The sequence below is a fragment of the Bradyrhizobium sp. USDA 4451 genome (assembly GCF_054822585.1).
The window spans coordinates 5,879,967-5,905,562 of the sequence record NZ_JBTRCH010000001.1; the positions used below are offsets into that span (position 1 = coordinate 5,879,967).

A 25,596-nucleotide genomic window follows, 5' to 3' on the forward strand; every position below is an offset into this window, starting at 1 on the left:
CGCGTTGGAAGCGGAGTGGATGGCGGTCAGGCCGCCTCCTGCTCCCGTGCCGCCAGTGCCTGCTCGATCCGACGGACGAGCGACGCCGTCGGACGCCCCTCGCGCTGGAGCCGGCGGAGTTCGTTCCATAGCCTGATGATTGCACGGTCTCGTTCGACGTCCATGGCGGCATTCTCCCGGGCAAGCCAATATGAACGAAACAAGAACGAAGCTCAAGCCTTCAAGATGCCGGCGCGCGCGCTGGAACCAGAGCGGCGCTGCGCGATTGGTTCCTTCATGAAAATGGCCAAGGCAATTCGCAAGCAGGCGCAGACCGCGGAACGGGTCGCAACGACGACGGCGGACGCCATCGTCGCCAACCAGATGCGCTCGCTCGCGCGCGCCTTTAGGAGCCAGGCCGACATCCTGAAGAAGAAAGAGAAGAAAAAGAAGAAGCAGTCCTAGCTTCCCGACTGTGACTCAGGGATAGCCGTCACCGGGCGTTTCGACCTCGACCACGTCGATCCGCCGCGCCATGCAGTCGACGAACCAGAGCCGCCCGAGATGCCATCGCGGGCCTTCGAAATAGCGACCACCGTCGAGAATGGTCGTGAGGCGAGCCGTCATGGCGCCTCGGCTCGCACGAAGTGATCTGTCGGTGATAACGGCAACCCCCACGGCGTTTGCAGCGAGGATACATCTCAGGGTCACCCGATCAAAGTGCGGCGCTTCACCCGTAAAAATCCCGGTTCCCGCGGGTTCCACACGCCGCATTCCATATTTCGCCGCGTTTTCCCTGTTGAGTTGCAGCCGCATTAACACTCGAGAATCGAGGGTAGTGGTAATCTGCGGCGGTTGTGCCGCCGTATGACGCGTTCTGTTGTGCCTCATGGTTTCTCAGGGGGGACCAGGGAATGAACCGTTGCCTACGTCCGCTGGCGTGCTTCGCCACCGCCGCCGCGCTCGCGCTGCTGCCGATCAAGGCAGACGCCAAGCCGCATCACCAGCACCAGGCCAAGAGCGGCCACGGCGCCAAGGCTAGTTCAAAGGCCGGCAGCAAGGTTGCGCGCGAGGCCTCGGCCAAGCGCCGGCACGCCAGGCATGGCGCCGACAAGCACAAATCCGCCAAGACCAAATCCGTTCCGTCAAAATCGGCAGAGACCGCGCCGGCAGAACCGGTGAAACCCGCCGGGCCGCAACTGTCCGGCGATCTCGCCATGGTCAGGGACGCGATCACAGCTGCGCGCCGGGGCAAGACCAACGACGCCACCGATATCCAGGCTGGGATCACCGACCCGGTCGGACGCAAGCTCGTCGAGTGGTATCTGCTGCGCCATTCGGAATCGAATGCGCCGTTCAGCCGCTATGCGGCGTTCATGACCGCCAACCCGGACTGGCCAAGCGTCACGCTGCTGCGCAAACGCGCCGAAGCGCGGATGTGGCAGGAGCGCAGCGATCCGGCCACGGTGCACGGCTTCACGCTCGACCAGCCGATCAGCGCCAAGGGCAAGTTCGCGCTCGCCCGCACCCTGCTCGCCGAAGGCGACCGCGACGGCGCCACCCGGCTGGTCCGCGAGGCCTGGCGTTCGGACGAATTGCTGGAGCGGACCGAGAGCGACGCCTACGACGCGTTCAAGGATCTGCTGACGCGCGACGACCATCGCGCGCGCATGGACAAGCGGATCGGCGCCAAGGACCTCGCCGGCGCCCGGCGCGCGGCGCAGCACCTCGGCAGCGATTATCTGGCGATCGTGAAGGCCTGCGGCGCGGTCCGCGGGCAATCCAGCAAGGCCGAGGACACGCTCGATGACGTGCCGGCCGATGCCCGCAGCGATCTCGGCTACACGCTGTGTCGCATCCAGTTTCTGCTCGCAAAGAACCGGATCGACGATGCGGCGCGCGTGACGATCGCGGCAGCGCCCGAGACGATGGCGCAGCAGGACACCGACCAGTGGTGGCGCGAGCGGCGTATCCTCTCCCGCAAGCTGCTCGACCAGGGTGAGTACCAGGCGGCCTATGACGTGATCCGGGGCGCGGCGGCGCCGGACAATCCCTATTACCGCTCCGACATGCACTTCATGCGCGGCTGGATCGCGCTGCGTTATCTCGACGATGCCAAGACCGCCGCGGCGCATTTCGCCCACATCGACGAAGGCCAGACCAACCCGACGGTGCTGTCGCGGGCCGCCTATTGGCGCGGCCGCGCCGCCGAGGCGCTCGGCAACAGGGTGGCGATGCGGGCCGACTACCAGGCCGCCGCGCGGTACCCGACCGCCTATTATGGCCAGCTCGCGCTGGCCAAGCTCGGCCGCGACGGCGGCGTCGAGCTGCACGCGCCCTCGCCGGGCGCCAGCGCCTCCAGCATGGCGGCCGACGAGCGCGTCCGCGCCGCCGATATGCTCTATGCGATCGGCGAACCGGATATCGTGCTCTATTTCGCGGCCGACCTGGCCGAGGAAAGCACCGATGTCGGCATGCTCGAGGCGCTCGCCGAGCTCACCGGCCGCCGCAACGATGCCCGCGCCATGCTGCAGATCGGCAAGATCGCGCTAGGGCGCGGCTTCGCCTTCGATCATTACGCCTTCCCGGTGATCGGCATTCCCAAGCACACCCCGATCGCGCCCGATATCGGGCGCAGCATGACCTACTCGATCGCGCGCACCGAAAGCGCATTCGATCAGCGCGACAAGTCGGCGGCCAACGCCGTCGGGCTGATGCAGGTGACGCCGGAAGCCGGCCGCGACACCGCCAAGCGTTTCGGCGTCAGCTATGACTGGAGCCGGATGGTGTCCGATCCGGTCTACAACACCCAGATGGGCGCAGCCGAGCTCAGCGCGCTGCTGTCGGAATACCGCAACTGCCACATCATGACGTTTGCCGGCTACAACGCCGGCCGCGGCCGCGTCCGCGACTGGGTCAAGGCCTATGGCGACCCGCGCGATCCCAACGTCGATCCGGTCGACTGGGTGGAACGGATCCCGATCTCGGAGACGCGCAACTACGTCCAGCGCGTGATGGAGAATTTCGCGGTCTACCAGGCGCGGTTCGAGGACGCCGGCACGGCAATGGCCAAGAACGGCGAGCGCGTCGTGACGCAGGAGAGCAATGCGGCGCCGGCATCACAGTAGGGAACGTAGGGCGGGTTAGTACTACTGCGTCACAAGCGCTCTTTCAGCCGATCCTGAGAGGCCGTGAACGAATCCAACCGTCATTGCGAGCGAAGCGAAGCAATCCACCGTCCCGCAAACGCGGTTGGGTGGATTGCTTCGTCGCTATCGCTCCTCGCAATGACGCGGAGGCAGAATTATGACGCAGTAAGATTAGTTAGCAACGCGTAACCCGCCGCGCCGCCCGGCCCGCGAATGGCGGAGTACGCCTGCGGCTAATCCGCCCGACAATCTTCAATCCACCTTCACATTGGCGGCCTTGATCATCGGCCACCACTTTGCGATTTCCGCCCTCTGCCAGGCGCCGAGCGCTTCCGGCGTCAGCTGGTCCTTCGGCGGCATCTGCAAGCCGAGATTCTCGAGCTGCTTCTGCACCGTCGGATCGGCCATCGCCGCGACCGCGGCGGCGTTGAGCTTGGTCACGATCTCCTTCGGCGTGCCCTTCGGCACCCAGAGGCCGGACCACAGTGTCATGTGGAAGCCCGGCAGGCCGGCCTCGTCGACCGTCGGAACCTCGGGCGCATTCGCGACCCGTTTGGAATCGGTCACCGCGTAGGCGCGGATGTTGCCGGCGCGGACCTGGTTGATCGAATTCGAGGTCTGGTCGACGATGATGTCGATCTGGCCGGCGACGAGGTCGTTCAGCGCCGGCCCGGTGCCGCGATACGGCACGTATTGCAGCTTGATGCCGGAGACGTTCTCGAAATACAGCCCGGCGATGTGGCTGCCGCTGCCGGCGCCGGCGGTGCCCGCGGTCGGCGGCTCCGGCCGCGACTTCAGCCACGCCAACAGCTCCTTCAGCGAAGTCGCCGGCACCGCGTTCTTGCTGACGATAATCATCGGATTGCTCGGCAGCAGCACCACCGGCTCGAGATCGGTGACGAGATCATAGCCGAGCTTGTAGATCGCGCCGTTCGCGACATGGGTGCCGAGATGGCCGAACGAGACGGTGTAGCCGTCGGGCGCCGAACGCACCGCGCGGCCGACGCCGATCGAGCCGCCCGCTCCGGTCACGTTCTCGATCAGCAGCACCTCGCCGAGCGACTGCTTCATGTGCTCCCCGAGGATGCGCGCCATCGCATCCGACGGACCACCGGCGGCGAACGGCACCACGATGGTGATCGGGTGCGCGGGATAGGTCTCGGCGCGCGCAGGGCTGGTGATGGTCAACAATGCAGCCAAGGCAGCCCAGATCGTTCTACGCATCATGCACTCCCTCGAATGATTTTGTCATTGCAAGGAGCGAAGCGACGAAGCAATCCATGGTTCAGCGCAAGCGGTGAAATGGATTGCTTCGCTTCGCTCGCAATGACGAACTAGAATGACCGCTCAGAACTGCGAGAAGTCGATCGGCTTGTGCCGGTCCAGCGTCCGGGTGATCGGCGGCAGCGGGTATTTCAGGCCGCTGGCGCAATTGAACAGCATCACGCGGTCGCCCTTCGCGACGCGGCCGTCGGCAAGGCTCTGCTTGTAGGCGGCATAGGTCGCGGCGCCCTCGGGGCACAGCAACAGCCCCTCCTCGCGCGCGACCTCATTGAGCGCTGCGGTGATCTTGTCGTCGTCGACGGCGATCGCAAAGCCCTTGCTTTCGCGCACCGCGCGCAGGATGAGGAAATCGCCGATCGCCTGCGGCACGCGGATGCCGGAGGCGATGGTGTGGGCGTCCTCCCAGCGTGCCGCGTGCTCGGTGCCGGCCTCATAGGCCCGCACCATCGGCGCGCAGCCGGACGCCTGCACCGCCACCATGCGCGGGCGCTTCGAGCCGATGAAGCCGATCTTTTCGAGCTCGTCGAACGCCTTCCACATGCCGATCAGGCCGGTGCCGCCGCCGGTCGGATAGAAGATCACGTCCGGCACGTCCCAGCCGAGCTGCTCGGCGAGCTCGAGGCCCATGGTCTTCTTGCCCTCGATCCGGTACGGCTCTTTCAGGGTCGAGGTATCGAACCAGCCGACTTTTGCTTTTCCCTCGCCGACGATCTTGCCGCAGTCGTCGATATAGCCGTTGACGCGATAGACGGTGGCGCCCTGCAGCTCGATCTCGCTGACATTGACCTCAGGCGTATCCGCCGGGCAGAAGATCGTGGTCTTGATGCCGCACGAGGTGGCATAGGCCGCGAGCGCCGCACCGGCATTGCCGTTGGTCGGCATCGCCATGTGCTTGATGCCGAGCGCCTTGCCCATCGACACCGCCATGACAAGGCCGCGCGCCTTGAACGATCCGGTCGGCAACCGCCCCTCGTCCTTGACGATGATCTCGCCGCCGCCGAGCTTGGCGCCGAGCCGCGGCAGCCGGATCAGCGGCGTCGTGACCTCGCCGAGGCTGACGATGTCCCGGCATTTGCGCACCGGCAGCAGCTCGCGATAGCGCCACAGGTCCGCCGGACGCTGGGCCAGCGCGTCCTTGGTCAGCGCCTTCTTCACGCCGGCGAGGTCATAGCGCACCAGCAGCGGCTTGCCGGCCTTGGACAGGTTATGGACCTGGTCGGCCGCATAATGATCGCCCTCCATCGCGCATTCGAGATGGGTCACGAAGGTCGGGCGTTCGAGGGTGAGGTTGTCGTTGTCCTTCACGAGATTCTGTCCTTCTTGTTCTTCGTGATGTCTTCTCTGCCAGACCCGTCACCCTGAGGAGGCCGCGCAGCGACCGTCTCGAAGGGCGAACGGCCTCGCTGAGTAATCCGGGCCGTGCATCCTTCGAGACGCGCTCTGCGCTCCTCAGGATGACGGGACCGGGGGCGGCGTCCGCGGCGTCAAATATTCAGCACCCGCCCGTAGGCGTCGAGCACCGCTTCCTTCATCATTTCCGACAGCGTCGGATGCGGGAATACGGTGTGCATCAATTCCTCTTCGGTGGTCTCCAGGTTCATCGCCACCACGTAGCCCTGGATCAGCTCGGTGACCTCGGCCCCGATCATGTGCGCGCCGAGCAACTGCCCGGTCTTCTTGTCGAAGATCACCTTGACCAGGCCCTGGTCCTCGCCGAGCGCAATCGCCTTGCCGTTGCCGACGAACGGGAAGCGACCGACGCGGATCTCGCGGCCGCCTTCCTTGGCCTTGGCCTCGGTGAGGCCGACGGAAGCGACCTGCGGGTTGCAATAGGTGCAGCCCGGGATCATCAGCTTGTCCATCGGATGCGGATGCAGGCCCTTGATCGCCTCGATGCAGATCACGCCCTCATGCTCGGCCTTGTGCGCGAGCATCGGCGGGCCCGCGACGTCGCCGATCGCGTAGATGCCGGGGACATTGGTCTTGCCGAGGCCGTCGATCACGATGCAGCCGCGGTCGGTCTTGACGCCGAGCTTTTCCAGCCCGAGCCCCTCGATATTGCCGACCACGCCGACCGCCGAGATCACGCGCTCGAATTCCTTGCTCTGCGGCTGGCCCTTGCCGTCGTCGATGGTCGCGACCACGCTGTCGGCCTTCTTCTCCAGCTTCGTCACCTTGGTCGAGGACATGATCTTGATGCCCTGCTTCTCGAAGCGCTTGCGGGCGAGGCCGGCGATCTCCGCGTCCTCCACGGGGAGGATCTGCGGCAGCACCTCGACCACGGTGACGTCGGCGCCCATGGTGTGGAAGAACGAGGCGAACTCGATGCCGATCGCGCCGGAGCCGACCACCAGCAGCGATTTCGGCATCCGTTCCGGCACCATCGCCTCGAAATAGGTCCAGATCAGCTTCTTGTCGGGCTCAAGCCCGGGCAGCACGCGCGGCCGTGCGCCCGTCGCGACGATGATGTGCTTGGCCTGATAGGTGCCCTCGCCGCTCGCGCCCTTCGGCGCCTCGACCGCGGATTTCTTCACCGTGATCTTCCCGGGCGCATCGATCGTGGCGTCGCCCCAGATCACCGTGACCTTGTTCTTCTTCATCAGGAAGCCGACGCCGTCATTGAGCCGCTTCGAGACGCCGCGCGAGCGCTGCACCACCGCCTTCGGATCGAACGAGACGTTGTCCGCCGACAGCCCGTAATCCTTGGCGTGCTGCATGTAGTGGTAGATCTCGGCCGAGCGCAGCAGCGCCTTGGTCGGGATGCAGCCCCAGTTCAGGCAGATGCCGCCGAGATAGGATTTCTCGACGATCGCGGTCTTGAAGCCGAGTTGCGCGGCGCGGATCGCGGTGACGTAGCCGCCGGGGCCGGAGCCGATGATGATGACGTCGAAGGATGTGTCGGCCATGGCGGCTCCCGTTCAACTCAATGTGTGACGCCGCGCGCGCGGCTTCTTGCGATCAATGTCCTGACCAGCCATTCGAGCCCGATCGTCACGGCCATGATGGCCAGGGCCGTCAGCACGATCGGCTGGGCGACGTTCCGCGCCAGTTGTTCGCCGGCGAAGAACGCGGAGTGCAGAAAATCCAGCCCGACCGGATTGCACACCAGCGCGGCCGACAGCAGCAGCGAGATCCAGGGCCAGCGCGTGCGGGCCGTGCCGGCCATTCATCGGTACTCCTGCCATACCGCACCGAGGAAGATGGTCCACACCACCGCGAGCACGGCCGCGCCGATCATCATCATCCTGAACTGGAACGTCGAGATCAGGTCGCGGTTGACCGCGACCAGCAACGCGACGGCGATGGCGACGAGCAGGACGTACGGACCGGCGATCGCGTACATGGCCGATGCCCGTCACACCATCATCATCACGGGGTTCTCGATCAGCTGCTTGAAGGCACCGATCAGCTCGGCACCCAGCGCGCCGTCGATCGCGCGGTGATCGCACGACAACGTCACGCTCATGATGTTGGCGATCTCGATCTTGCCGCCGCGCACCACCGGGCGCTCCTCCGAGGTGCCGACCGCGAGGATCGAGGCGTGCGGCGGGTTGATCACGGCGGTGAAGTGGTTGATGCCGTACATGCCCAGATTCGACACCGCAGTGGTGCCGCCCTGATATTCTTCCGGCTTCAGCTTGCGGGCACGGGCGCGGGCGGCAAAGTCCTTCATCTCGTTGGAGATGGTCGACAGCGTCTTGGTCTCGGCCTTGCGGATGATCGGCGTGATCAGGCCGCCCGGCATCGCCACCGCGACGCCGACGTCGGAATGCTTGTGCTTGAGCATGCCGCCTTCGGTCCAGCTGACATTGCAGTTCGGGATCTTCTGCAGCGCGACCGCCATCGCCTTGATGACGAAGTCGTTGACCGAGATCTTGTAGAGCGGCTTCTTCTCCTTGTCCTTCGGCGCGGCCGCGTTGATCTCCTCGCGCGCGGCGAGCAGCTTGCCGATGTCGCAGTCGATCGTGAGATAGAAGTGCGGGACGTTCTGCACCGAGGCGGTGAGCCGCTGCGCGATGGTGCGGCGCATGCCGTCATGCGGCACGACCTCGTAGGAGCCCGGCTCGAACAGCGCCAGGATCTGCTTGTCGGACATTGACGGCGCGATACTCGGCCCCGCGGCGGGCGCAGCCGCCGGCGCCTTCAGGCCCTTGCCGGACTTGGCGTCGTCGACGTCGCGGGCGATGACGCGGCCATGCGGCCCGGTGCCGGTGATGCGGCCGAGATCGATTCCGGCTTCTTTCGCCAACCGGCGCGCCAGCGGCGAGGAAAACACGCGGGTGTGGCCATTGGCCTGCGACGCCGCGGCCGCAGGTGCCGCCGCCTGGGTCGGCCCGGCCGCGGGTGCCGGAGCCGCCTTCGGGGCTGATTCAGGGGCCGGCGCGGCCTGGGCCGCGGGCTTCGGTGCCTCGGCGGGCTTCGGCGCTGGCGCTGCGCCCGCCCCGGCGCTGGCGGCCGCCTTCACATCCTCGCCGTCGCCGGCCATCACCGCGATCACGTCGTTGACCGGAACGTCCTGGGTGCCCTCGGGCACCAGGATCTTGGCGATCGTGCCTTCATCGACCGCTTCGACTTCCATCGTCGCCTTGTCGGTCTCGATCTCCGCGATCACGTCGCCGGACTTGACCTTGTCGCCCTCTTTCTTGAGCCACTTGGCGAGGTTGCCCTTTTCCATCGTCGGCGACAGCGCGGGCATGAGAATATTGATCGGCATTGTCAGTGACCTTGTTGCGACCGCGGTTTGGTTTGGCCCATGTCGGTCGGCCGGGCGATCTCGGCTTCGAACATCTCGACGATGCGCGCGAGCGCCTCGTCCTCGGTGTATTCGCTCTCGCGCGAATAGGCGCGCGCGGCGTGACGGGCGATGTCGACGAGCATCAGCCCCCACATGTCCGGCTCCTCGAAGGCGCGCTGGAACGCGATCGACAGGCCGCCGTCGACCACAAAGGCGCGCAGCACCTCGACGGCGTCGTCGCGGCCCATCACGTCGGGCGGCAGCGGCTGCTCCTTGGGACCGGCCATCGGCGTTACCGGTAGGACACGGCCTTGGCGGCCGCGACCACCTCGGCGACGGAGGGCAGAGCGAGCTTTTCGAGATTCGCGGCGTAGGGCATCGGGACGTCCTTGCCGGAGACACGCGCGACCGGCGCATCGAGATAGTCGAAGGCGTGCTCCATGATGCGCGCGGCGACCTCGGAGCCGACGCCGCTCTGCTGCCAGCCCTCTTCGACCGTGACGGCACGGCCGGTCTTCTTCACCGAGTTGATGACCGTCTCGGTGTCCATCGGGCGGATGGTGCGCAGGTCGATCACCTCGGCCTCGATGCCTTCCTTGGCGAGTTCATCGGCGGCCTTCAGCGCATAGGACATGCCCATCGCCCAGGAGACGATGGTGACGTCCTTGCCGGCGCGGGCAATCCGCGCCTTGCCGATCGGCACCACGAAATCGGGCAGCTTCGGCACTTCGCCGGTGTGGCCGTACAGTACCTCGTTCTCGAGGAAGACCACCGGATTGGGATCGCGGATCGCGGCCTTGAGCAGGCCCTTGTAGTCGGCAGCCGAATACGGCGCGATCACCTTGAGGCCCGGGATCTGCGAGTACCAGGCGGCATAGTCCTGGCTATGCTGGGCGGCGACGCGCGCGGCGGCGCCGTTCGGGCCGCGGAACACGATCGAGCAGCCCATCTGCCCGCCCGACATATAGAGCGTCTTGGCGGCGGAGTTGATGATCTGATCGATCGCCTGCATCGCGAAATTCCAGGTCATGAACTCGACGATCGGCTTCAACCCGGCCATCGCCGCACCGACGCCGACGCCGGCAAAGCCGTGCTCGGTGATCGGCGTATCGATCACGCGGCGGGCGCCGAACTCCTGCAACAGGCCCTGCGTCACCTTGTAGGCGCCCTGATACTCGGCGACCTCCTCGCCCATGATGAAGACGTCGCCGTCGCGGCGCATCTCCTCGGCCATCGCATCGCGCAGCGCTTCGCGGATGGTCTGGGTGACCATCTCGGTGCCGGCGGGGATCTCCGGATCGGGCAGCGGCTCGCTAGCGGGCGCGGCCGGTGCCTTCGCCGCCGGCTGCGGCGCTTCCGCCTTTACATCTCCCTTGGCTTCGGCAGCAGGCGCGGCCTCGGCAGCCTTCGGCTGCGGCGCGGGAGCGGCCGGCACCTTGGCGAGGTCGGCCGCGCTTTCGCCGTCGGCCAGGATGGTGGCGATCGGCGTGTTGACGGCGACGTCGGCGGTGCCTTCCGGAATCAGGATCTTGCCGAGCGTGCCCTCGTCGGTGGCCTCGACCTCCATCGTCGCCTTGTCGGTCTCGATCTCGGCGATGACGTCACCGGACTTGATGGTCTCGCCTTCCTTTTTCAGCCATTTGGCGAGGTTGCCCTTCTCCATGGTGGGCGACAGCGCAGGCATCAGCACTTGAATGGGCATATCAGCTCCCGAAATCGGTCTTGAGATTCGTCTGCGCGGGTGGGGTCAGCGGTAGATGTCGGTGTAGAGCTCGGACGCATCCGGCTCCGGATCGTGCTGGGCGAAGTCGGCGGCCGCGTTGACGATCTCGCGCACCTCGGCGTCGATCGCCTTCAGGTCCTGCTCGCTGACGCCGGATGCCAGCAAGCGGTTGCGCACCTGCTCGATCGGATCCTGGTCGTGGCGGACCTTCTCGACCTCCTCGCGCGTGCGGTACTTCGCCGGATCGGACATCGAGTGGCCGCGGTAGCGGTAGGTCTGCATCTCCAGGATGATCGGTCCGTTGCCGCCGCGGCACCAGGCCGTGGCCTCATCGGCGGCGGCCTTCACCGCGCGCACATCCATGCCATCGACCTGTCGTCCTGGAATGTTGAATGAGGCGCCACGCTTGGAGAAGTCCTGCTGCGCCGACGCGCGCGACACCGAAGTACCCATCGCGTAACGATTGTTCTCGATCACATAGATCACCGGCAGCTTCCACAGCTCCGCCATGTTGAAGCTCTCGTAGACCTGGCCCTGGTTCGCGGCGCCGTCGCCGAAATAGGTCACGCTCACGTTATCGTTGCCGCGATAGCGGTTGGCGAAGGCAAGGCCGGTGCCGAGCGGCACCTGCGCGCCGACGATGCCGTGACCGCCGTAGAAATGCTTCTCCTTGCTGAACATGTGCATGGAGCCGCCCTTGCCGCGGGAATAACCGCCGCGGCGTCCGGTCAATTCGGCCATCACGCCCTTGGCTTCCATTTCGGTCGCCAGCATGTGGCCGTGGTCCCGGTAACCGGTTATGACCTCGTCGCCCGGCTTCAGCGCCATCTGCATGCCGACCACGACGGCTTCCTGGCCGATATAGAGATGGCAGAAACCGCCGATCGCACCCATGCCATAGAGCTGGCCGGCCTTCTCCTCGAAGCGTCGGATCAGCAGCATGTCCCGCAGCGCCTTGAGCTCCTGCTGCTTGGAGAATTCCGGCGGCGAGCCAGCCTTCTCCTGCCCTGAGTCCTTTGCGACGGTTTTCTTGGGTGTGGCCATGGCAATTCCGGGTGAGAGAAGTCGAAGAACCCTCTCTAACCCAACTCAAATCGGCTTGGAAGGATTGCGTTCGCCCGATGGAATTTTGCTATGCCGCAGTGCAGCGCGGCGCGACACTTTTGTGATAGCGCGCACGTGTTTTTGAAATTTGAGAACGCGTCAGTTCGGCTTGTTGATCCGGACCAGATCACGCGGGTTGACGTAGTCGAGCTGGAAGCGCGCGCGCTCGTCCAGCATGTCGGGATCGACCCGGTCCGACCGCAGCAGCGACACCCGCTGCTCGCCCTCGGCCCGCTCCTTCTTCAGCCGCGCCAGCTCCGATGTCAGCGCGATGATTTCCTGGTCGAGCTCCTGGCGCGCATTCAGGCCGTATTTGCCGGTGTAGGCGTTGATGCCGAAATAGCCGACCATCAGCGCCGCCAGCGTATAGAGGGCGAGACCGGACAGAATCGATTTGAGGCGCGTGCGGGAAACCATGGCCGCGAAGATGCGGCCATGGAGTTAACGAACGCTGAACGAGAGCATTTCGAGCGACGCGGATACCGATTCAACCGGAACGACGACGGCTCCGGATCAGCGGTTCTGCTTTTCGATGAAGGCCGCGAAGGCGTCGAGATACTGCTGCAACACGGCCTTGAGCGACTCCTTGGTCAGCTCGCCCTTGTCGTCGAAGGCGTCGCCGACGCCGTTGAGATAGGCCTCCGGCTGGCCGAGGATCGGGCCCGAGATGCCCGGCAGGATGTTCTGCAGATGCTTCACCGCGCTGACGCCGCCGAGCGGTCCGGGCGAATTGCCGATGATGCCGACCGGCTTGCCGAGGAACGAGCTCTTGCCGTAGGGCCGCGAGGCGACGTCGATCGCGTTCTTCAGCACGCCCGGGATCGAGCGGTTGTATTCAGGGGTCACGAACAGCACGCCGTTCGACTTCTGCAGCTTCTCGCGGAGCGCGAGCCAGTCCGCCGGCGGGGCCGCCTCGAGGTCCTGGTTGAAGAAGGAAATCCCCTGCAGCGTCGTGACCTCGAGCTTCAGCGAGGCGGGCGCGAGCTTGGCCAGCGCATTGGCGATCTTCAGCGAAAAGCTCTCCTTGCGGATGCTGCCGACGATGGTGACGATGTTATAGGCCATTACAGATTCCCCTCGGGTTGCGCTTGGAAGCAGAACAGGTCGATCTCACCTACCGGCGCGGCGAAAAAGATGCAAGTGCATGGATTGTGCAATTCCGGAAACGCAGTGTTCGCGAAATTGGACCGAGCGGCGCACGCTGTAGCATTGGCCGGCCGCGATTCAGCGGTGGCCCGGGGCCAAATGTCGACACGTTCGTCAAAACATAATGTGCGCCGATTCCACGCAGCGTGCACCCGACCGAAGAGCAGGCCATGGCAGAGCGCAAGATACGGGTCGCAATCCTGTTCGGCGGGCGATCCGCCGAGCATGACGTCTCGCGGGCATCGGCCGCCAACGTGCTGCGCTCGCTCGACCCGGATCGCTACGAGGCCACGACGATCGGCATCACCCGGGATGGCCGCTGGATCGCGATTGGCTCGGGCAACGGCGCCGGCACCGGCGGCAGCGCGTTGACCATCCCGCTCGACGGACCGCAGCTCGCGCTGCTGCCGGGAGGCCAGGGCCGCACGCTTGCGCTGGGAAGCGGCGCTGCGGGCGTTCAGGAATTGCCGGCGTTCGACGTCGTATTTCCGGTGCTGCATGGCCCGAACGGCGAAGACGGCACGGTGCAGGGCGCGCTGGAGCTGTCCGACGTGGCCTATGTCGGCTCGCGCGTGATGGGCTCGGCGGCCGGCATGGACAAGGATCTCGCCAAGCGGCTGTTGCGCGAGGCGGGCTTGCCGATCGTCCCCTTTGTCGTGTTGTCGGCCGCGGCGCCCGTCAGCTATGACGATGCCGTCAGCGCCCTCGGATCGCAGGAGGTGTTCGTCAAGCCCGCCAATATGGGATCGTCGGTCGGCGTGTCGAAGGCGCGCAATGCAGAGGAGTTCGCGGCCGGCTGCCGGTTGGCGTTTCGCTTCGACATCAAGATCCTGATCGAGCGCTGTGTCGCACCGATCCGCGAGGTCGAGTGCGCCGTGCTCGAGGATGCCGAGGGCCGCATCCGCGCCTCCCAGCTCGGAGAGATCGTGCCGTCCGACAAGCACGGCTTCTACTCCTACGACGCCAAATATCTCGATGCGGATGGCGCCCTGCTTCAGGTGCCGGCCGACGTTCCCGCTGCCGTCGCCGATCGCATCCGGGAGCTTGCGATCAAGACCTTCAGCGTGCTCGGCTGCGAAGGCATGGCGCGGATCGACTTCTTCCTCCATGGCGAGCAGGTGTTCGTCAACGAGGCGAACACCCTGCCCGGCTTCACCGATATCAGCATGTATCCGCGGCTGTGGGAGGCCAGCGGCCTGCCGCAATCCGGATTGATGGATGTCCTGATTGGCCATGCCCTGGAGCGTCACAAGCGTTCCAGGAAGCTGGCGTTCGAGCGCGAATAGAACACTGTTCGTAGCCCGCATGGAGCGCAGCGCAATCCGGGGCCGCCCGTTCCCTGGATTGACTGATCCCGGATTGCGCTGCGCTCCATCCGGGCTACGGACGACGCTCGCGTTACGTAGCCTTGTTCGGGTTGATCAGGAATTTCTCGCCGGTCGCGCGCTTGTTGTAGACGGCGATGTTGTCGAGCTGCAGGGTCTCCTGCAACGACACCACCTTGGTGTAGTGGCTGGCGAAGGTCGTCTTCAGCTCGGCCACCACGCGCTGACGCAGCTTGTTGCCGGCCTCGGGGCCGATCTTCATCAGGAACGGGAACAGCAGCCAGCCGCCGACGCCCCAGGCCATGCCGAAGCCGCGCGGCAGCTCGATCGATCGGCTGTCGAGGCTGCCATAGACATAGACCTGCTTGTGCACGTTCGAGCCGTAGCGGCTATAGGCCTTGGCGGTCTTGTTGATCGCGGTCTCCATCGCGACCAGGATCTGGCCCGCGAGCTTGCCGCCGCCGATCGCATCGAAGGCGATGGTCGCGCCGGTCTCGACCAGCGCGGCGGTGAGCTTGTCCATGAAATCGGGCGCCGAGGAATCGACGACATGCCGGGCGCCGATCTTGTGCAGGATCTCGGCCTGCTCCTTGTTGCGCACGATGTTGACGAGGCCGATCTCGTCCTTGAGGCAGATCCTGTTCAGCATCTGGCCGAGGTTGGACGCCGCCGCGGTGTGCACCAGCGCCTTGTGCCCCTCGCGCCGCATCGTCTCGGTCATGCCGAGCGCGGTCAGCGGATTGACGAAGCAGGAAGCGCCTTCCGCCGGCGTGGTGCCCTCGGGCAGCGGCAGGCATTCGCCGACCCGCAGCGTGCGGTATTGCGCATACATCGCGCCGCCGATCATCGCGACCGTCTTGCCCATCAGCGCCTTCGCGGCGTCCGAGGAGCCGGTCCGGATCACGACGCCGGCGCCTTCATTGCCGACCGGCATCGACTCGTCGAGCCGCGCGGCGAGGCCCGGCAACGCCGCATCCGGCACGCGCGCGGTCACGACCGGCAGGTCCTTGTTGCCGGAGACCTTCGCGGCCGTCATGTCGGCGGGGCCGATCAAGAGACCGAGGTCGGACGGATTGATCGGGGTCGCCTCGACCCGGACCACGACCTCGTCGGGACCGGGCTCGGGGGTCGGGACATTGACCAGCGACAATTCCAGCTCGCCATCCTTCTTGAGCAGCGAACGCAGTTGCAGACCGCTCTTGCCGTCGCTCATCCCGACCTCCCTTTTTTGCGTCTTGTTCAGTCCCGATCAGTTGGGGCGTTACGCCAGCGCCTTCAAGGCCGCTCTGCCGGCGTATTTCGCCTGCGTGCCGAGCTGCTGCTCGATGCGCAGCAGCTGGTTGTACTTGGCGGTGCGGTCGGAGCGCGCCAGCGAGCCGGTCTTGATCTGCCCGCAATTGGTCGCGACCGCGAGGTCGGCGATGGTGGAGTCCTCGGTCTCGCCGGAGCGATGCGACATCACGGCGGTGTAGCCGGCCTTGTAGGCCATCTCGATCGCCGCCAGCGTCTCGGTCAGCGTGCCGATCTGGTTGACCTTGACCAGGATCGAATTGCCGCGGCCGTTCTTGATGCCGTCGGCGAGCCGCTTGACGTTGGTGACGAACAGATCGTCGCCGACCAGCTGGCACTTGCTGCCGATCGCATCCGTCAGCTCCTTCCAGCCGTCCATGTCGTCTTCCGACATGCCGTCCTCGATGGTGACGATCGGATAGCGGCCGACCAGATCGGCGAGATACTTCACCTGCTCGGAGCGCGAACGGGTCTTGTTCTCGCCGCCATAGACGTAGGCGCCTTCCTTGAAGAACTCGGTGGAGGCGCAGTCGAGACCGAGCACGACGTCGTCGCCGGCCTTGTAGCCGGCCTTGCCGATCGCATTCATCACGAACTCGAGCGCGGCGTCGGCCGACGGCAGGTTCGGCGCGAAGCCGCCCTCGTCGCCGACATTGGTGTTGTGGCCGGCCTTCTTCAATTCGCCGCGCAGGGTGTGGAAGATCTCCGAGCCGCAGCGCAGCGCTTCGGCGAACGAGGTGGCGCCGACCGGCAGGATCATGAATTCCTGGAAGTCGATCGGATTGTCGGCATGCACGCCGCCATTGATGATGTTCATCATCGGCACCGGCAGCGTCCGCGCCGAGGTGCCGCCGACATAGCGATACAGCGGCATGTCGAAGGATTCGGCGGCGGCCTTGGCGCAGGCCAGCGAGACGCCGAGGATGGCGTTGGCGCCGAGCCGGCTCTTGTTCGGCGTGCCGTCGAGATCGATCATGATCTGGTCGATCGCGACCTGGTCCTCGACCGAGTGATCGGCGAGCGCCTCGAAGATCTCGCCATTGACCGCGGCAACCGCCTTCTGCACGCCCTTGCCGAGATAGCGCGTCTTGTCGCCGTCGCGCAGTTCCACCGCCTCATGGGCACCGGTGGAGGCGCCCGAGGGCACTGCCGCGCGGCCGATTGACCCATCCTCCAGCACCACATCGACCTCGACCGTAGGATTGCCGCGGCTATCAAGGATTTCGCGGCCGATGATGTCGACGATGTCAGTCATGAGAACCTCTTATGGCAGTGAGGGGGTCGGATGGCGGTGCTTCTACCGCAATGCATCGAGGGGGAAAAGGCCGCCTGACGGGCTCCTTTGCATGGGGTTGTTTTGCAGGAAAACCGGTTTCCACTTTTCCGGATCATGCTCTATGAGACCCGAACGGAGACCCCAATGGCAAAGACATCCAGCAAATCAACGACCTCCCCCGGCCTGCAGCTCGGCCGTGCGGTGGAATGGCCCGACGCGCCGGACAAGGCGCAGCTCGACCGCGTGCCCAATCCGCAAGCTGGGACCGATTATCTGGTCCGCTTCACGGTGCCGGAGTTCACCTCGATCTGCCCGGTGACGGGCCAACCGGATTTCGCGCATCTGGTGATCGACTATGTGCCGGGCCGCTGGCTGCTGGAATCCAAGTCGCTGAAGCTGTTCGCCGCGAGCTTCCGCAACCACGGCGCCTTCCACGAGGACTGCACCGTCATGATCGGCAAGCGGATATCAGACGAGATCAAGCCGAAATGGCTGCGCATCGGCGGCTACTGGTACCCGCGCGGCGGCATCCCGATCGACGTGTTCTTCCAGACCGGAAGACTGCCGAAGGGCATCTGGGTTCCCGACCAGGGCGTCGCGACGTATCGCGGGCGCGGCTGAACCCCGCAAAGAGGTTGATGTCTATCGCATCAGCATGCGGTCGGTGATCGCCTGCTGTTCCCGTCGGTAATTGCCGATGCCCCATTCCGTTTGCAAACCATAGGGCGGATCGTTCGATGGACCGATCAACCACCAACTGCCGCTGATGGGTTGTTGACCGGGGCCAAATGCCGGGCCGCCTTGGCTGCCATATTCGCCCGCCATGTAGCCGATCAATGTCGCGGCCCAGTCACGATCAGCCTGTGTCCGCAGCGACGAGCCCATCTCGCCGATCCAGACCGGCGCGATATTGTCCCGGACCAGATAGCCCCAGGTACGGTTCATCCGATCGACGTAGTCTGCGCCACTTTGCGCCAAACCAAATCGCGCAATATCGGACACTTCGTCCGGATATTCATGGACGGTGTAGACCAGCTTGTTGGCAATCGGCAATTTCACGGGATTGGCCCCCGCAGCGGTCAGATTTCCCGCAGGGGAGGCATATCTTGGATCCATCCCCGAGGCCGGCGGCGGGGGTGAATAAAAGAACGGCCCAGGACAGATAATCAGGACGTCCTTGTTGACCGACTGGATCGCTGTGCCCACGCTTTCACACATCGCCTTGATGTCCGTCGGCCCGCCGCCTCCCCAGGTAATGCGCCCCTTTTCGCCGTTCGGCTCGTTATGCAGATCGAAGCCGATCACGGTGGAATTTCCGGCAAATGTTCGGGCCATCCGCACCCAATTTTGCCTGAACATGTCGGCGGTGATCCGACCTTTGATGCCTTCGTCCCTCCCCTCGCTCCCCGGTCCCAGATCAAACCAAAGGCCGTTCTTCTGCTCGGTCCCCGCGTTGCTGTGATGGTCGAAAATCACCTTCAAGCCGATCTGACCGGCGTAGGCGACGACTTTTTCGAACAGCTGCAACGTGGTGACGTATCGATAGTGTCCGTCCACATCCGGCACCGGGTCGGCCACCAGATCCCAGTTCAAGGTCGTATGAATCCAGCCGAGCCGATCGCTGTAGCCATTGAGCGGCGCATCGAGGCCGGCATCGGTCCAGGGGATTCTGACCGCGTTGAATCCATCGGCGACGATGGAATCCAGGACAGTCGTGTAGCTCACCCGCCATAGGCCCGAGAGCGCCGCGCCCGGCGGACTATCCGTACCGTTCCAACCGATCGACGCGATGCGAACGCTGCGGCCCGTCTCGTCCACGATCTGGCTTTCCGACGTCTTCAAGAAGCCGGATGGCAGGAGGCGGCCGCCATGTGCCGATGGCCGCTCGCGATCTGCAATTTGAAGCACAATCGCGGGTGGAGCGATATGAGGGTCCAACATCGGCACGGCCATGAAGTGTTCCTTGTCAGGTCACGTAGTCCCTCGGAACATCGCGCCGCCGGAACAGCGCCGAGATCATGACGATGAAAATCGAAAAATTGACGAAGCGCCCTGCGAATGATCCGAAAGTGTTGCAAAGCGACAGGTAAATGACGATCGGAAAGATCACGGTGGCATCAAGACGCTTGTAGACATCATACAAGAGTAGCAGCAGCCCCGACATGACCAGGGATGCGACCACCACGCCCTGAAAAACACTCATCTGGATAAAGGGATTCTCTACCCCCCATTCCAAACCGAAGGAATAGACCTGCGCCACGGCATAGTCGGTGTTCGCGCCCCACAGAAAGTCCGTCCAGTTAAAGGACAAGAGAAGCGGGAGCATCAGCACGCGGCTGCGGGCGCTGCCGCCGTCCTCCGAAAAGCGATCGAGAAACTGGTCGAAGAATCCGGCGTAGGCCAGAACGGAGACGATCGCGATCCCAACCGGAACGGTCGCGATCGCAAGGATCACCTTGGTGCGCGAAATATGCCTTCCCCCGGTAAACCGCAGCACCTGCCATAGCGAGGCGAAAGCCAGGATGGCCAGGGTCAACAGCAAAGCGGTCCGGCCGCCAAAGGCAAGCAGCGCGACCGTTTGCAAGCCGATCATCGGAATGCGCAAGTCGGGACGCAACAGCCTGCCGGCGCCGACCAGGAGGCTGACGATGTAAGCGCAGGTTACGGTTGCCGCGTGAAGCGGATGACTGAGAAAAGCGGTTGCCCGCGGTTCCAGGGTCGTCATGCCATCCGGCGAGTATGTCATGAGCGGAAAAACATTGACGCCGGAAACCAGCTCGAAAATACCGAGAACCGCGTTGATCGCAAAAAACCAATGCAGGAAGCGCTCAAGCCTTTCCATGCCGTCCGGCGGCACGAATGGCAGCAGCATGCAGCACAGAAACAGATGTAGATCGGTGTCGAAATACATCCCGAATCCGTTCCGCCGACCGACGACGATGTTGATCACTGCGAAGGTTGTCGCGAGAAAGAAGTAGATCGTTCCAAGCTTTGTCGCCAGATAGTAACGGGCAAGATCCGACTTCTGCGGATATGAGACGATGAAGGCCACAAACAGCAAGACGATGAAATAGGTGGCTACGTGTATCTTCGTGAGCGGCATTCCGCCGATCGATGAATAATCATAGCCGATCAGATCGAGAAACGTCGAAGGAACGAACAGCAGGACAAAATAAGCCGCCAGCATTTTTTGGATGCGAGGGCCGGCAAACGGCAACCTCAGTCTGATCGTTCCGCCAGACGACGCTGCACGCGCGAGCGTGATTCCATCATCGCCAACGCGGCTGTTGGGACTCATGCCGCCACTGTTTCAGGATCGGAATCGACAATGACGGATCTGGCCTTGATTTGATTGTGCTTCAGCAACTCGGCCAGAACCTGCGCATCATCCGTCCTGGCGCCTCTCGGAGATTCCAGGAAGATCACCTCGTCAGCCATGGCGTAAAGCCCCAATTCGGACGGCGTCCCGCCCAGCTCCCCACCGTCGATGACGACGCGATCGAAGCTGCGTGCCTCCTTCAAGGCAGTCGAGAGCAAATAGCGCATCTGATGGTCCGGCGAAGCCAATGTCGTTACGCCGGCCGGAACGATCCGAATGTTCGTTTTTCCCAATGCGTGGGCTGCCCGCTCGATCGTGGATTTGCCCGCCAGCACATCGCGGATGCCCGGGCGCTGGCCGAAACGTAGCCGCGACGTCACGGGATGGCGCGCCAGATCGGCATCGATGACGATTACCTTCTGTCCGGCCGCGTCGATCGAACGTGCCAGTTCCAACGCCGCCAGATCGAGCGAGGCCTCGGACGAGGCGCGGACCAGCAGCACGGAATGCCCCGAGGGTGCGCCAAGCAGTTCTGCCGCAAAATCGTCCAGTCGGACTTGGCCGCCCATTCGCCGGTCCGCTCTGACGGGATGGCTGGCTTCCGGCTGCACCGGCGGTGGCACCCTTACGCGCCTCGTATTCGAGTTTGGTGCCTCCCTGTCCCCAGAATCGAAACCTTCGCGCGCCAGGGCCAGGACGATACCCAGACTAAGACCACCGAACAACGCCGCCGCCATGATGATCGCGGTCGGCGGCCAGCTCTTGCGATCCGGCGGCGACGCTTGCGAGATCAGCCTGATATTGGTGGTGTCGATAACCTCCTGCACGCCCGCCGTCTTGGCTTTCGCAAGAAAGGTCTCGTAGAGGGAACGATCGGAGTCCGCCTTACGCTCGAGCTCGCGCAGCGGCACCATGACCTTTTCGTTGTTTTCCGAGAGCTTCTTCAATGCATCGAAACGCGCCTGGAGGGTCTGGACGTTTGTTCGCTCGCCGGCGGCCACGTTTCGGACCGCCTCGGCGATCAGCCTGACTTCGTTCTTGATCGCGACCTGCACGTCATGGAGCTGGGCGCGCGCGGCCCGCAGGGCGGGATGATTGGGTCCATTGATCAGCGCCAGTTGCGCTTCGTCGCGGGAAACATCCGCCGCGCGGGCCCGAAGCTGCGCGATCGTCGCGGACTGGACGGCTTCCGGCAAGGCCTCCAACTGCGCGCCGCCAGCCTCGATCGATTCAATCAGCTTGACGCGTGCCAGCGCCTCGTTCAGCCGGGTCTTCGCACTGGTCAGCTGGGTATTGGCCTCGTCGAGCTCCTGTTCGGTCACCAATCTGTTCCGCGCGCCGACCAGGTTATTGGCTGCCTTGTAGGCAGCGACGGCCTGCTCCGATTGGTTGACGGCAGCACGCATCCGGTCCAGCTGCGACGTGATCGCATCCGAAATGCGCCGGTTGAAATTTGCGTTCGCGCTGGCCTGCCCTTCGAGGAAGGCATTGGCCACGGCATTGGTGAGCTTGGCTGCCAGCTCCGGTGTCCTGGCCGAAACCATGATATCGATGACGAATGAACGGTCGTTGCGCTTGACGACCGTGTTCAGGCGCAGATTGCGCAAGGCAACCAGTTCGGGGGACTCATTCCGCGACAATCCGAGCAGAGCCCTGATCGTCGCCGAGAGGCCGCTCCGGCCATTGAAATCCGGATTGTCAGCCAGCTTCATGTCATCGACGACGCGCGTCAGCACTTCGCCGGACGTGATGATTTTCAACTGGCTTTCAACAAGCAGCAAGCCGTCGCCGGGCACGGAGTTCTGCACCGCAGGCTCTTCCTTCGGCGTTGTGCGGTCGCGCGGATCGACATAGACCTCTGCGGTCGCGGTGTAGATCGGCCGAGCGATCGCGAGATAGATCGTCGCCACCGCACAGAAGGCCGCAGCCACTCCGAAAATCCAGCCCTTGCGCCGGAGCAGAATGCCCGTCACGTCCTTGAAGTCGACGCCGTCCCGAACCGATCCAGCCCCCCCGCGCAGAATGGCGCTGATTGCCTTGCTGCTGTCTGCCTGCTGAGCGGTCATTACAAACTCCAACCCGACCGTCACAACAAGACTCCGGACCAGCCGACGGCTGGCCGTAAAGTAAATAGGTACAGTTAATCGGGGGTTACCCGATCCAGCCCTACCTCCTGTGGTGGCGTCCGGTGAACGGACAGCAGCCTTTGGCGATTACGGCATTGTCCGCCGGGTCGGGCGGGAACCAATAGCGGCCGGGAGCAGCCATTGAGGCGTGGATGCCTCGCAGCCCCCACTCAGGTCCCTGCATGCGCGTCGGCTGGCGCCCGCTGTTTGAGGAATCTTGCGCAGATGAAGCCGAGCACGACCATCACCGCGCCCGCCGAGACCAGCGTCGCGGTCTTGCCGGCGTGTTGCAAGCCGAAACCGTAGGCGATCGGGCCGACGGTCTGGCCCATGAAGAAGAAGAACGAGTGCAGCGACAGCGCGGTGGCGCGCGCCTCGACCGACAGCTCGCTGGCGAACACCTGCAGGCAGCCATGGATCATGTAGAAGCCGAGGCCCATCACCAGGAGGCCCGCCATCTGCAGCTTCCAGTGCGGCCCGAAGGCGACGCCGACCAGCTGGATCGCGACCAGCGTCGCGCCAACGATCATCATCCCCCTCACCCCGATCATCGGCAGCAGGCGCGCCACCGTCAGCGTGTAGAGCAATCCGCCGATCGCAAAGCCCGCGATCACGATGCCCGCGATCGACAGCGAGGTCTCGCCGAGCTCGAACAGGAACGAGGCGATGAAGGGAAACAGGCCGAGCACGCAGCAGCCTTCGACGAAAACCGCCGAATAGCAGATCCGCGCGTTCGGGTTGGTGAAGATGGTGCGATAGCCGTGGCGCAGCGCCTTCAGGCTGGTGCGCGGCGGCCGGTTCAGCTCGGCGCCGCGGAAGCCGGCTGCGACCGCCAGCGCGACGACGATCACGAGGGCGCCGAGCACCGCGAGCACGCCGCGCCAGCCGAGCAGATCGCCGATCAGGCCCGAGGCCGTGGCGCCGAGCAGATTGCCGGTCATCGAGCCCGCCAGCGTCCGTCCGATCGCGAGCTGCCGCTTGTCCGGGCCGACGAGATCGCTGGTCAACGACAGCGCCACCGGAAACACGCCGCCCGAGCCGACGCCGGCGAGGATGCGGGTCACGAACAGCATCGGAAACGAGGTCGAGAGCGCGCCGAGGATGTTGGCAACGCCGAGCAGCCCGAGGCAGATCGTCATCAACCGCGCCTTGCCGAACAGATCGGCGGCGGCGCCGATCGCCGGCTGGACCGCGGCAAAGGTGAAGGCGAACACCGCGGCAAAGCTCGCCGCGGTCGCGATGCTGACGCTGAAATCATCCGCGACATGCGGCAGCACCGGATCGAGCGCGCGCACCGACAGGCTCGCCGCGAAGGTCGCCAGCGTAATCACATTGAGGGCCGGCGGCATGCCGCTGGTTGCGGTCATGTCGTTGTCCGCCGGTCAGGCTGCCGTCTTGGCGAGCACGTCGAACTGCATCAGCCGCTTGACGAGGGATTCGAACTCGCGCAGCGGCACCATGTTGGGTCCATCGGACGGCGCATGATCCGGATCGGGATGGGTCTCGATGAAGACGCCGGCAACCCCGACCGCGACCGCCGCGCGCGCCAGCACCGGCACGAATTCGCGCTCGCCGCCCGACGAAGTGCCCTTGCCGCCGGGCTGCTGCACCGAATGGGTGGCGTCGAAGATCACGGGCGCGCCGGTCGTGCGCGACAGGATCGGCAGCGCGCGCATGTCGGACACCAGCGTGTTGTAGCCGAACGACGCGCCGCGCTCGGTGACCAGCACATTGGCGTTGCCGGCACCGGTGATCTTGCTGACTACATTCGCCATGTCCCACGGTGCCAGGAACTGGCCCTTCTTGACGTTGACGGCCTTGCCGGTCGCGGCCGCGGCCAGCAAGAGATCGGTCTGCCGGCAGAGGAACGCCGGGATCTGCAACACGTCGACCGCCTGGGCCGCCTCCGCGCACTGGTCGGGTTCATGCACATCGGTCAGCACGGGGAGCCCGAGCGACGAACGGATTTCGGCGAAGATCGGCAGCGCCTGCTTCAGTCCGATGCCGCGCGCCGCCGATGCGCTGGTGCGGTTCGCCTTGTCGAACGAGGTTTTGTACACCAGACCGATCTTGAGCCTGGCCGCGATCTCCTTCAGCGCCGAGGCCACTTCAAGCGCGTGCGCGCGGCTCTCGAGCTGGCAGGGACCGGCGATGATCTGTAGCGGCAAGGCGTTGCCGAATTTGGCCGATCCAACGGCAACGATCGGCGCGGCTGGCGCGGAAACCTGATTGGTCAAAATGCTGTATCCTTATTGGCCTGCGACCATGCAATCCCACACGGGAGGGATCAAGCCATCCCGCACGATGAGGGGGTTGCGCTGACGCCGTGGGTGGGCCGTGCTATCACAATCCTGCCCCATCCGCCCCTGTAGATTGAGCGGAACAGAGTCCCAATGAGGATGACATGCGCCTGTTGATGATCGGAGCCTTTGCCGCCTCGTCGGCGATGTCCGGCCTGGCCTATGGCCAAGCCAGCAGCCAGCCCGGGGTCGTCACCAGCGGCGCCGCCGGCGTCACCATCAACGGCAAGCCGGCGGCGCGCAGCGGAGACACCACCAGCAATGGCGGCCCGCTGGTCGAAGGCGTGCCCAACGTGCTGATCAACGGCAAGCCGGCGGTCGTGATGGGCGACCGCACGCATTGCGGCGGCAAGACCACCTCAGGCAGTCACGGCGTCTTCATCAACGGCAAGCCGATGGTGACCCAGGGCGATCAGACCTCGGGCTGCCCGCAATAAGGTGCTGCGGCACGACGAGGCCTCGTCATCGTGCCCCTGACGGCCATCGCATCACTTGACCGCTGAGAACGACGTCGGCACCAGGAGCTGGTTGACGATGTTGAGAACGATCTGGCCGTCCTCCTCGGTCTTGGCGCGCGCGCTGATCCATTCCGGATCGGTCGTGAACGCGGTCCACTTCTTGTCGCGCTCGGCAAGCGATTCCCAGGCGAGCAGATAGGTCAGTTCCTGGTTGGATTCGCCGACCAGCGTCGTGAAGAAACCGGCCTGCTTGATGCCGTGCTTGTCCCACAGCTTGAGCGTGATGGTCTCGAAACGCTTGAGCAGCGCCGGCAGCCGGCCCGGCAGACAGCGATAGACGCGGGTCTCGTAGATCATTGGCGGTACTCCCCAGAATTGTTTG

The 25,596-nt window shown here is 64.6% G+C and carries 25 protein-coding genes; 5 read left to right on the forward strand and 20 right to left on the reverse strand.

The genetic code is table 11. The features are described 5' to 3' along the window. Positions 1-15: 15 nt before the first annotated feature. Positions 16-444 carry a hypothetical protein gene (locus tag ACVMB0_RS27095; RefSeq protein WP_461348233.1) on the forward strand — a complete coding sequence of 143 codons (429 nt, stop codon included), beginning with the start codon at positions 16-18 and terminating at the stop codon, positions 442-444. 15 nt (positions 445-459) lie between these two features. On the opposite strand, the gene ACVMB0_RS27100 is transcribed toward ACVMB0_RS27095, so the two are convergent. After that, the gene (locus tag ACVMB0_RS27100; protein WP_461348234.1) at positions 460-606 is read right to left on the reverse strand and encodes a hypothetical protein; all 147 of its coding nucleotides are present in this window, start codon (positions 604-606) and stop codon (positions 460-462) included. A 287-nt stretch (positions 607-893) separates the two neighbouring features. On the opposite strand from ACVMB0_RS27100, the gene ACVMB0_RS27105 reads away from it, so the two are divergent. After that, the gene (locus tag ACVMB0_RS27105; RefSeq protein ID WP_461348235.1) at positions 894-3,107 is read left to right on the forward strand and encodes a lytic transglycosylase domain-containing protein; all 2,214 of its coding nucleotides are present in this window, start codon (positions 894-896) and stop codon (positions 3,105-3,107) included. 273 nt (positions 3,108-3,380) lie between these two features. Here ACVMB0_RS27105 and ACVMB0_RS27110 read toward each other — a convergent pair whose 3' ends face one another. The 11 genes from ACVMB0_RS27110 to ACVMB0_RS27160 all read right to left on the reverse strand — a co-directional run bounded on the left by ACVMB0_RS27110 (position 3,381) and on the right by ACVMB0_RS27160 (position 13,039). After that, positions 3,381-4,352, reverse strand: a complete 972-nt coding sequence (locus ACVMB0_RS27110) for a tripartite tricarboxylate transporter substrate binding protein BugD (RefSeq protein ID WP_461348236.1) — start codon at positions 4,350-4,352, stop codon at positions 3,381-3,383. A 123-nt stretch (positions 4,353-4,475) separates the two neighbouring features. Beyond that, positions 4,476-5,717, reverse strand: coding sequence for a threonine synthase (locus tag ACVMB0_RS27115; RefSeq protein WP_461348237.1), 1,242 nt, complete (start codon positions 5,715-5,717; stop codon positions 4,476-4,478). Between the two features lie 179 nt (positions 5,718-5,896). Then, a complete protein-coding gene (gene lpdA / locus ACVMB0_RS27120) occupies positions 5,897-7,318 on the reverse strand; it encodes a dihydrolipoyl dehydrogenase (RefSeq protein WP_461348238.1) in 1,422 nt (473 codons plus the stop codon). Between the two features lie 17 nt (positions 7,319-7,335). Beyond that, positions 7,336-7,578: a hypothetical protein gene (locus ACVMB0_RS27125; RefSeq protein ID WP_461348239.1), complete on the reverse strand. Its 243-nt coding sequence runs from the start codon at positions 7,576-7,578 to the stop codon at positions 7,336-7,338. Then, a complete protein-coding gene (locus ACVMB0_RS27130) occupies positions 7,579-7,755 on the reverse strand; it encodes a hypothetical protein (RefSeq protein ID WP_456754669.1) in 177 nt (58 codons plus the stop codon). Between the two features lie 12 nt (positions 7,756-7,767). Then, the gene (locus tag ACVMB0_RS27135) at positions 7,768-9,126 is read right to left on the reverse strand and encodes a pyruvate dehydrogenase complex dihydrolipoamide acetyltransferase (protein ID WP_461348240.1); all 1,359 of its coding nucleotides are present in this window, start codon (positions 9,124-9,126) and stop codon (positions 7,768-7,770) included. Positions 9,127-9,128: 2 nt separating this feature from the next. Then, entirely contained in the window at positions 9,129-9,434 is a 306-nt protein-coding gene (locus ACVMB0_RS27140; protein ID WP_021079261.1) for a DUF5076 domain-containing protein, read from the reverse strand. 5 nt (positions 9,435-9,439) lie between these two features. Next, on the reverse strand, positions 9,440-10,849 hold the full coding sequence (locus ACVMB0_RS27145; protein WP_456754667.1) for a pyruvate dehydrogenase complex E1 component subunit beta: 1,410 nt from the start codon (positions 10,847-10,849) through the stop codon (positions 9,440-9,442). A 45-nt stretch (positions 10,850-10,894) separates the two neighbouring features. Further along, positions 10,895-11,914 carry a pyruvate dehydrogenase (acetyl-transferring) E1 component subunit alpha gene (gene pdhA, locus ACVMB0_RS27150; protein WP_456754666.1) on the reverse strand — a complete coding sequence of 340 codons (1,020 nt, stop codon included), beginning with the start codon at positions 11,912-11,914 and terminating at the stop codon, positions 10,895-10,897. A gap of 159 nt (positions 11,915-12,073) precedes the next feature. Next, positions 12,074-12,391 carry an FtsB family cell division protein gene (locus tag ACVMB0_RS27155; RefSeq protein WP_461348241.1) on the reverse strand — a complete coding sequence of 106 codons (318 nt, stop codon included), beginning with the start codon at positions 12,389-12,391 and terminating at the stop codon, positions 12,074-12,076. A gap of 96 nt (positions 12,392-12,487) precedes the next feature. Continuing rightward, entirely contained in the window at positions 12,488-13,039 is a 552-nt protein-coding gene (locus ACVMB0_RS27160) for an NADPH-dependent FMN reductase (protein ID WP_456754664.1), read from the reverse strand. 251 nt (positions 13,040-13,290) lie between these two features. On the opposite strand from ACVMB0_RS27160, the gene ACVMB0_RS27165 reads away from it, so the two are divergent. Next, positions 13,291-14,406, forward strand: a complete 1,116-nt coding sequence (locus ACVMB0_RS27165; protein ID WP_461348242.1) for a D-alanine--D-alanine ligase family protein — start codon at positions 13,291-13,293, stop codon at positions 14,404-14,406. 112 nt (positions 14,407-14,518) lie between these two features. Here the strand turns inward: ACVMB0_RS27165 and ACVMB0_RS27170 are convergent, their stop codons facing one another. Further along, positions 14,519-15,658, reverse strand: coding sequence for a zinc-binding dehydrogenase (locus ACVMB0_RS27170; protein ID WP_461348243.1), 1,140 nt, complete (start codon positions 15,656-15,658; stop codon positions 14,519-14,521). 48 nt (positions 15,659-15,706) lie between these two features. Next, positions 15,707-16,990: a phosphopyruvate hydratase gene (eno, locus tag ACVMB0_RS27175; RefSeq protein ID WP_456754662.1), complete on the reverse strand. Its 1,284-nt coding sequence runs from the start codon at positions 16,988-16,990 to the stop codon at positions 15,707-15,709. 165 nt (positions 16,991-17,155) lie between these two features. Here eno and queF point away from each other — a divergent pair, with 165 nt between their 5' ends. Further along, on the forward strand, positions 17,156-17,632 hold the full coding sequence (gene queF / locus ACVMB0_RS27180; RefSeq protein WP_456754661.1) for a preQ(1) synthase: 477 nt from the start codon (positions 17,156-17,158) through the stop codon (positions 17,630-17,632). Between the two features lie 21 nt (positions 17,633-17,653). On the opposite strand, the gene ACVMB0_RS27185 is transcribed toward queF, so the two are convergent. The 5 genes from ACVMB0_RS27185 to kdsA all read right to left on the reverse strand — a co-directional run bounded on the left by ACVMB0_RS27185 (position 17,654) and on the right by kdsA (position 24,693). After that, complete coding sequence (locus tag ACVMB0_RS27185; RefSeq protein ID WP_461348244.1) at positions 17,654-18,964, reverse strand: glycoside hydrolase family 5 protein; 1,311 nt, start codon at positions 18,962-18,964, stop codon at positions 17,654-17,656. Between the two features lie 13 nt (positions 18,965-18,977). After that, on the reverse strand, positions 18,978-20,309 hold the full coding sequence (locus ACVMB0_RS27190) for a VpsF family polysaccharide biosynthesis protein (protein ID WP_461348245.1): 1,332 nt from the start codon (positions 20,307-20,309) through the stop codon (positions 18,978-18,980). After that, complete coding sequence (locus ACVMB0_RS27195) at positions 20,306-22,396, reverse strand: GumC family protein (RefSeq protein WP_461348246.1); 2,091 nt, start codon at positions 22,394-22,396, stop codon at positions 20,306-20,308. The genes ACVMB0_RS27190 and ACVMB0_RS27195 overlap by 4 nt, the downstream gene beginning before the upstream one ends. A 230-nt stretch (positions 22,397-22,626) precedes the next feature. Next, positions 22,627-23,823 carry an MFS transporter gene (locus ACVMB0_RS27200; protein WP_461348247.1) on the reverse strand — a complete coding sequence of 399 codons (1,197 nt, stop codon included), beginning with the start codon at positions 23,821-23,823 and terminating at the stop codon, positions 22,627-22,629. A gap of 15 nt (positions 23,824-23,838) precedes the next feature. Beyond that, complete coding sequence (gene kdsA / locus ACVMB0_RS27205) at positions 23,839-24,693, reverse strand: 3-deoxy-8-phosphooctulonate synthase (RefSeq protein ID WP_461348248.1); 855 nt, start codon at positions 24,691-24,693, stop codon at positions 23,839-23,841. 167 nt (positions 24,694-24,860) lie between these two features. Between kdsA and ACVMB0_RS27210 the strand changes: the two genes are divergently transcribed. Further along, the gene (locus ACVMB0_RS27210) at positions 24,861-25,193 is read left to right on the forward strand and encodes a PAAR domain-containing protein (RefSeq protein ID WP_461348249.1); all 333 of its coding nucleotides are present in this window, start codon (positions 24,861-24,863) and stop codon (positions 25,191-25,193) included. A gap of 51 nt (positions 25,194-25,244) precedes the next feature. On the opposite strand, the gene ACVMB0_RS27215 is transcribed toward ACVMB0_RS27210, so the two are convergent. Next, positions 25,245-25,571: an NIPSNAP family protein gene (locus tag ACVMB0_RS27215; protein ID WP_461348250.1), complete on the reverse strand. Its 327-nt coding sequence runs from the start codon at positions 25,569-25,571 to the stop codon at positions 25,245-25,247. Positions 25,572-25,596 lie beyond the last annotated feature (25 nt).

Excerpts from the sequence above, each read along its gene's own strand:
- ACVMB0_RS27130 (WP_456754669.1), bottom strand. The coding sequence starts at position 7,755 with ATGTACGCGATCGCCGGTCCGTACGTCCTGCTCGTCGCCATCGCCGTC.
- ACVMB0_RS27100 (WP_461348234.1), bottom strand. The coding sequence starts at position 606 with ATGACGGCTCGCCTCACGACCATTCTCGACGGTGGTCGCTATTTCGAA.
- ACVMB0_RS27200 (WP_461348247.1), bottom strand. The coding sequence starts at position 23,823 with ATGACCGCAACCAGCGGCATGCCGCCGGCCCTCAATGTGATTACGCTG.
- ACVMB0_RS27110 (WP_461348236.1), bottom strand. The coding sequence starts at position 4,352 with ATGCGTAGAACGATCTGGGCTGCCTTGGCTGCATTGTTGACCATCACC.
- ACVMB0_RS27155 (WP_461348241.1), bottom strand. The coding sequence starts at position 12,391 with ATGGTTTCCCGCACGCGCCTCAAATCGATTCTGTCCGGTCTCGCCCTC.
- ACVMB0_RS27195 (WP_461348246.1), bottom strand. The coding sequence starts at position 22,396 with ATGACCGCTCAGCAGGCAGACAGCAGCAAGGCAATCAGCGCCATTCTG.
- ACVMB0_RS27210 (WP_461348249.1), top strand. The coding sequence starts at position 24,861 with ATGCGCCTGTTGATGATCGGAGCCTTTGCCGCCTCGTCGGCGATGTCC.
- ACVMB0_RS27170 (WP_461348243.1), bottom strand. The coding sequence starts at position 15,658 with ATGAGCGACGGCAAGAGCGGTCTGCAACTGCGTTCGCTGCTCAAGAAG.
- ACVMB0_RS27105 (WP_461348235.1), top strand. The coding sequence starts at position 894 with ATGAACCGTTGCCTACGTCCGCTGGCGTGCTTCGCCACCGCCGCCGCG.
- ACVMB0_RS27135 (WP_461348240.1), bottom strand. The coding sequence starts at position 9,126 with ATGCCGATCAATATTCTCATGCCCGCGCTGTCGCCGACGATGGAAAAG.
- lpdA (WP_461348238.1), bottom strand. The coding sequence starts at position 7,318 with ATGGCCGACACATCCTTCGACGTCATCATCATCGGCTCCGGCCCCGGC.
- pdhA (WP_456754666.1), bottom strand. The coding sequence starts at position 11,914 with ATGGCCACACCCAAGAAAACCGTCGCAAAGGACTCAGGGCAGGAGAAG.
- ACVMB0_RS27215 (WP_461348250.1), bottom strand. The coding sequence starts at position 25,571 with ATGATCTACGAGACCCGCGTCTATCGCTGTCTGCCGGGCCGGCTGCCG.
- eno (WP_456754662.1), bottom strand. The coding sequence starts at position 16,990 with ATGACTGACATCGTCGACATCATCGGCCGCGAAATCCTTGATAGCCGC.
- queF (WP_456754661.1), top strand. The coding sequence starts at position 17,156 with ATGGCAAAGACATCCAGCAAATCAACGACCTCCCCCGGCCTGCAGCTC.
- ACVMB0_RS27145 (WP_456754667.1), bottom strand. The coding sequence starts at position 10,849 with ATGCCCATTCAAGTGCTGATGCCTGCGCTGTCGCCCACCATGGAGAAG.
- ACVMB0_RS27190 (WP_461348245.1), bottom strand. The coding sequence starts at position 20,309 with ATGAGTCCCAACAGCCGCGTTGGCGATGATGGAATCACGCTCGCGCGT.
- ACVMB0_RS27140 (WP_021079261.1), bottom strand. The coding sequence starts at position 9,434 with ATGGCCGGTCCCAAGGAGCAGCCGCTGCCGCCCGACGTGATGGGCCGC.
- ACVMB0_RS27165 (WP_461348242.1), top strand. The coding sequence starts at position 13,291 with ATGGCAGAGCGCAAGATACGGGTCGCAATCCTGTTCGGCGGGCGATCC.
- ACVMB0_RS27125 (WP_461348239.1), bottom strand. The coding sequence starts at position 7,578 with ATGGCCGGCACGGCCCGCACGCGCTGGCCCTGGATCTCGCTGCTGCTG.
- ACVMB0_RS27185 (WP_461348244.1), bottom strand. The coding sequence starts at position 18,964 with ATGGCCGTGCCGATGTTGGACCCTCATATCGCTCCACCCGCGATTGTG.
- ACVMB0_RS27160 (WP_456754664.1), bottom strand. The coding sequence starts at position 13,039 with ATGGCCTATAACATCGTCACCATCGTCGGCAGCATCCGCAAGGAGAGC.